This window comes from Desulfothermus sp. (assembly GCF_053993635.1).
In genome coordinates this window covers 1-6,180 of the sequence record NZ_JBMYBT010000142.1, presented here as the reverse complement: position 1 = coordinate 6,180, position 6,180 = coordinate 1, and the positions used below count along the sequence as shown (strand labels likewise).

The 6,180-nt window shown below is 33.9% G+C and carries 4 protein-coding genes; 3 read left to right on the top strand and 1 reads right to left on the bottom strand.

Annotated elements, in window-relative coordinates; translation table 11 throughout:
- Window positions 1–160: 160 nt before the first annotated feature.
- Window positions 161–820 (bottom strand): PDDEXK nuclease domain-containing protein, encoded by a 660-nt coding sequence (locus ACY2V1_RS10655; RefSeq protein WP_461834780.1) that lies wholly within the window; start codon window positions 818–820, stop codon window positions 161–163.
- 1,080 nt (window positions 821–1,900) lie between these two features.
- Here ACY2V1_RS10655 and ACY2V1_RS10650 point away from each other — a divergent pair.
- The 3 genes from ACY2V1_RS10650 to htpG all read left to right on the top strand — a co-directional run.
- Entirely contained in the window at window positions 1,901–2,536 is a 636-nt protein-coding gene (locus tag ACY2V1_RS10650) for a PilZ domain-containing protein (RefSeq protein ID WP_461834779.1), read from the top strand.
- Window positions 2,537–3,046: 510 nt separating this feature from the next.
- A complete protein-coding gene (locus ACY2V1_RS10645) occupies window positions 3,047–4,402 on the top strand; it encodes an FAD-dependent oxidoreductase (protein ID WP_461834778.1) in 1,356 nt (451 codons plus the stop codon).
- Between the two features lie 261 nt (window positions 4,403–4,663).
- On the top strand, window positions 4,664–6,180 hold a 1,517-nt coding region (htpG, locus tag ACY2V1_RS10640; RefSeq protein ID WP_461834777.1), incomplete at its 3' end, for a molecular chaperone HtpG.

Below are 6,180 nucleotides of genomic sequence, written 5' to 3'. Positions count from 1 at the left end.
TTTCCAATAAAATTTTTGTGTCTTAAGATTTAAACACTCAAAAAATGTTAGGCTTTCTCGCTTGCAAGGAGTGGGAATCTTGTAGCGACTACCTTTTTTTAAACCACCCTTGAATTAGGTACGGCTCTGTAGAAAAATGGGATTCATCAAGGGCATATATCTAACACTCTTTTTCTTTGAACCGTCCAAGCAAAAAATCCCGTAAACGAGCTATAAGATCTTTTTCCAGTTCCCTCTCACGAATATCTTCTGTTAGTCCTAAAAAATCAAATATATAAGGATCTTTTAAAGTTTCCTGAGCAAGATCAGATTGTGGAGATGGCAGGGTTTTGTCAAAATTTGTAATAGCTTTTCCTTTGCGGTGATAAAGACCACTTTCTATCTGATGGACAAGAACGTTGCGGCTCCAGCCATGCAAAGTAGTTTGCTGAATGTACCAGATACGCTCTGCAGGATCTTTGACCATCTGAATAATTCTAATAAGGTGTCCCCAGGGAATTTGTGAAACAACTTGTTTCACAATTGTTTTTTCGGGGAATGCCTCAGCTAAAGAACGCATAAAAAGCAAATTACGAGGTGGGAATCCTTTCATCTCCGGGAACTCTTTGCGCAGATCAAGAGCTAGCCTCTCGATCACCTTTGCTCCCCAGCCTTCCTTTTTCTGACGCTGTAAAATCATCTGGCCAATTTCCCAGTAAAGCAAAATAAGTTCCCGATTGACTGATAAGGTTGCTTTAAGCCGCGCTTTTTGCACACGTTTTTTCAAACTGGCGAGAAATTCTGAATAACCTTCTGGCAGAACTGGCTTTTTAGATTTCAACTTATTTCCCCCTGATTAAAAATTTATGAATTATACCTTACACAGTCAAGAAGAGAATCCTTCTGTTTCATTTGTTTACTTTCTGTTTTAAAAGTTGGTGAATGTCAGTAAAGATATCATCAAAAATTATTTTATTTTTCCCCATCAAGCAACCTTTTTAGGATTGTCTTGCCTCATACGGAGTTGGAATTTTCCTCAAGGTATGTTAGCTAAAAAACAAAAGGAGACTGCAACTGTGTTGATTGTCAAGGAGTAAATTAATATGAAAGAGGATAAGGGTTCTATAAACTTAATCCTCTTTGGTCACAAATGGCTTGAGCAAAAAAAAACAGCGAATGCTGCAAAATTTCCTTAAAAATGAATAAATCCCTATGGGATTCAACAGCAAAAGACCTGCCAATTTTCCTGAAAAAAGAATAACAGGGATAAAAAATTTTTTGGCCAAAAGCATGGATAACGGATTGATAAATTTCTTTTTTTAAAATATCAAAATTCAGAAAAAAATCAGAAATCTAAATCCGCATAAAAAAGCATAATGGATTTTAAAGGAATAGGAAGGCAGAGAAAAGAAGAAATGTTTTTCAATATAATTTTACCTTTTTTCATGGTCTTTTCAGATAACAAAAATATTTATCAATTTTTAAGATTTATGTTTGAAAATCATCCTCATTTTTAAGATAATCGTGTCACGCAAAAATTTAAAAACAAACATCCAGATTTACGGATTACAAGTGTAAAAGAATATATGGGAACTATGTTATTTGAAAAGACTAAGGACTCAATGTCACCATGATTAAAAAGGAAGTAATTGCTGCCTTTGAAATTTTAAAGGAAGAAATATAAAAGGTCTTTTAAGAAATAACTCTCCAAAAGGCACATGGGAAATCTCAGAAAAAGGAATTAAATATCTGCAATAAAGAAGTGTTGTACAGGAATTAAAATAAAAAAAGAATGAACAATGTGTTTGATGACTTAGAAGAAAGGGAAAAAGAATTTATAATGCTAACATAAATTGGATAGAAAAATAAAAAATATATGTAGATCAAGATTTGGTGTATAAAATCTCTTAGGAGAGGGTAAATGAAAATATTTGAAAATATGAAAATAGGAACAAATATTTTACTTGAAAGTGAAAATTTCGGAAAGACAACTGAGAAGTATATAGGATGGTATCCTGGCCTTTTTTTTATAACTACTTTAAAACCAATACCTGGTATAAATAATATTTTTACCCGTTTATCTTCAGGTGTGGAAGTTAAATTTTTTATAGATGGGGAGATCTACATAGGTAAAACATCAATATTACATTATACTTTTAAGCCAACCGGGTTGCTTTTTCTTAAAAAACCAACAACAGTTGAGACAATATTAGTAAGAAGAGCAAAAAGAGTTACTTGTTCCTTTCCTGGTGGTGTTGCACATCAAAATGATAAAAATTTTTTTCCTGGTCTAATAATAGATTTAAGCGAAGGTGGTGCTGGATTTGTATTTGAAAATTCATGGCATAAAGAACAATTTATAGTGGGTGAAAAAATTAATTTAAAGTTAATTCCAGTTTTTAACGAAAAAGAGTTGATTATACCTGCCTTTATAAGGAGTTTTTTTGAAAAAAATGGAAAATCAGGTATTGGGTTGGCTTTTGCTGAGGATGCAAAAGAAGAAGAAATTGAATTTGTGAAGAATTTTGTCACAAAAGTGTGTGCTCCTAGCGCTTGAAAATTTAGATGTTACGATAAGTTATAGACCCAGTCTCAAAATATTTATAGCTGCATATTATCATCCAGATTGGTTACAAAGTCTTATTGGAGAAACGTGAGTTCATATAGATGCCAAAGACCACCCATACACCAAGTCTTTGTTTCGGAAAAAGTATAAATGCCCAGGTTTAAAGAGGTCATAAGCAAAAAACGCTAGGCTTAAGAAAATTTTCTGAGTTGATTTTTTGTTCAAATTTACTGGTGAATTTTAGTAAAATAGTCGTTTGATTCCGAGAAGATATAATTTGAAGTTTTAAAAAAATTTTTTAGGGTGGAATAGGGATTTTTAATTCTCCTTTGTGGGAGATTTATTGTACCTTTAAATTTATTTGTTAACTTAACGGTTAACGTTAATTTTTACAAAAAAAAGAACTAACACTTACTTGTTTTGCACAAAATAGGTTTTATTTAGTTGGCGCATTTTTTGCTTATTCCTGTAAGTCGAAAAATTTTAAACAGGAGGATGGATATGCAAAAAACAGACATAGCAATTATAGGAGCATCTGCTGCAGGATTGGCTACTGCACTCACTTTAAAGATGAGGTCTCCAGAAACAAAGGTAATTCTATTTAGAAAGGCATCAAAAACACCAGTTCCTTGTGGAATTCCCTATATTTATGGGACTCTAAGAGAAGTGGCTAAAAACTTAATCCCAGATGATCCATTTATATCAATGGGGCTTGATATAAAAGTTGCTGAAGTAACTGGAATTGACACCAAAAATCATGAGATCTTATACAATGGAAATGAAAAATTACAATATAACAAACTATTATTAACCACAGGATCCATACCATTTGTCCCTCCAATTGAGGGAAACAACTTAGAAAACGTATTCACAATTAAAAAAGAACCTGAACACCTGGATCTTATTAATGAGGGAGTTAAACACGCCAAAAACATAGTTGTTATAGGTGGCGGTTTTATTGGAGTTGAAATGGCTGAGCAAATAGCCAAACTTAAAGGAGATAGCGCAAACATTACCATAGTTGAGATGTTGCCTCATTGTTTAATGGTGGCACTTGAAGAAGAATTTTGTATTAGGGCTGAAGAAGAACTCATGAAATTAAATATCAATATAAAAACAAATTCTCAGGTCACAAAACTAGAAGGAAATGGAAAGGTTGAGAAAGTCCTTTTAGCAAGTGGAGAAGCCCTTGATGCAGATATTGTGATCATGGGTGTTGGTGCTGCTCCAAATGTTTCCCTTGCTGAAAAATGTGGTATTCCCTGTGATAAAAGAGCAGGGATTGAAGTGGATGAATATATGAGGACAAGGATTGAGGATGTATATGCTGCAGGAGACTGCGCCTCGAAATTTTCCTTTATAACTAAAAAGCCATGTGGCATTAGACTTGCCTCAGTTGCAGCCTATGAGGGTATTATTGCTGCTAACAATATGCTTGGACATAGTGTAAAAAATAGAGGGGCATTAGGTGCATTTTCTACAAAAATAGGAGATGTTGCCATGGGTGCTGCTGGCCTGACCCAACGTGGATGTGAGATGGAGAATATTGAATATATAAAAGGTGAATTTGTAGGGCCTGACAAACATCCAGCCACCCTACCTAATACCTTTAAGGACATGAAAACAATACTATTCTTTAATAAAGAAGACAAAAAGATAATTGGAGGACACGTACTTGGCGGAGATACAGCGGCTGAGATGGTAAATATTATTTCAACTGCAATTCAAGCGGGCCTCACAGTGGATGATCTCTATTTCATGCAAGTTGCAACCCATCCCCTACTTACAGGATCCCCTATAGCCTATCACGTGATCAGGGCTGCAGGAGATGCTTACTTTAAATTTAAAAATTTATAATTTCTAATCTGTCAAGCTGCACAGGACCATAAAAGGTCTTGTGCAGCATTGATTAATCAAGCCTTTCTTAATGCCAACTCTATCAACCTAAATCCACTTTCTTCTTTATCTTGCCTTACTTGACAACTCATTTATGTATTTTATTCTTTATTAAGATTAGTAGCCCCTTTTTTAACATGGTCATATTCTTGTTACCTTTGAATAATCCAATAGTTTTAATTCATAACCTATGGAAAAAACATAAAAATAAGGGAGGTCTTTATGCTAAAAGGTGAAATTTTTGAATTTCAAGCTGAAACAAAAAAACTTTTAGATATAATCATAAACTCCATCTACACAAACAAAGAAATATTTTTACGGGAGCTTATCTCAAATGCATCTGACGCCCTGGATAAAGTGCGGTTTAAACTTACGCAAGGAGAAGATGTATATCAAAAAGAATTGCCCCTGGAGATAAGGATAATTACTGATGACAAAAATAAGATGCTCATTGTCAAGGATACGGGCATTGGAATGACCAAAGAAGAAATTATATCAAATTTAGGGACCATAGCCAAATCAGGGACAGAAGAATTTCTAAAACAAGCTTCATCAGAAAAGGATCAGACCCAAGACATAATTGGTAAATTTGGGGTGGGTTTTTACTCTGTTTTTATGGTGGCAAAGGAAGTTGAGGTAAAGAGCAGGTCCTATGATCCAAAGGCTAAACCGGTTATTTGGAAGTCCGACGGAATGGGTGGTTTTGAAGTCCAAGACTTAGATGAAGACTTATCAAGGGGCACTGAAATAAGGGTATATTTAAAGGACGATTCCACATATTTTTTGGGTAAAGAAACATTAAAATCCATAATTAAGACCCATTCAAATTTCATTGCGTTTCCCATTTATGTTGACGGAGAAAAGGTAAACACCATCCCAGCTCTGTGGAAGGAGCCAAAATTTAAAATAAAGAAAGAACAATACAATGAATTTTACAAATTTCTCACCCACGACCCAGAAGATCCCCTTGATTATCTTCACATATCTGTAGATGCTCCAGTACAATTTAGCTCCATTGTATTTATACCTAAAAAATCCACTGTGGTGTTTGAAACTTATACAGACAATTATGGACTAGATTTGTACGTAAACAGAGTTCTTATTCAGAAGAAAAATAAAGAGCTTATACCAAATTACCTTGGATTCTTAAAAGGAGTGGTAGACAGTTCAGACCTACCATTAAATCTTTCCAGGGAGACCATTCAGGAAAATAGAGTTATTCAAAAGATAAATTCCACAATCACAAAGCAGGTCCTAAAAAAGTTAGAGGATATTGCCCAAAATGACAAAGACAAATACAATACCTTTTGGAAAGAACATGGGAAAATATTTAAGCTTGGATATACAGATTTCCAAAACAGAGAACAATTTTCAAAACTAATTAGATTTAATTCATCCAGGGTAGAAGATGAAAATGAAGTTATTTCTTTAGATGAATACATATCAAATATGAAGGAAGATCAGGATGAAATATATTATATTTCTGGAAATGATAGAAAATCCATAGAAAACAGTCCATACTTAGAGCCCTTTAAAGAAGCTGAAATTGAAGTTTTGTACCTATATGAGCCAATAGATGAATTCATCCTGCAGGCAATATCTGAATATAAAGGCAAAAAATTCAAACCTGTTGAACATGCTGACATAAATAAAATCAAAAAAGAGAAAAAAGAAGAGCAAGGGAAAGATTTAACAGAGATACAAAATCTTATAAAGCTGATGAAGGATGTATTAAAAGA

Bases quoted from the DNA above. Each gene is read 5' to 3' on its own strand.
- ACY2V1_RS10650 (WP_461834779.1), top strand. From the start codon at position 1,901: ATGAAAATATTTGAAAATATGAAAATAGGAACAAATATTTTACTTGAA.
- ACY2V1_RS10645 (WP_461834778.1), top strand. From the start codon at position 3,047: ATGCAAAAAACAGACATAGCAATTATAGGAGCATCTGCTGCAGGATTG.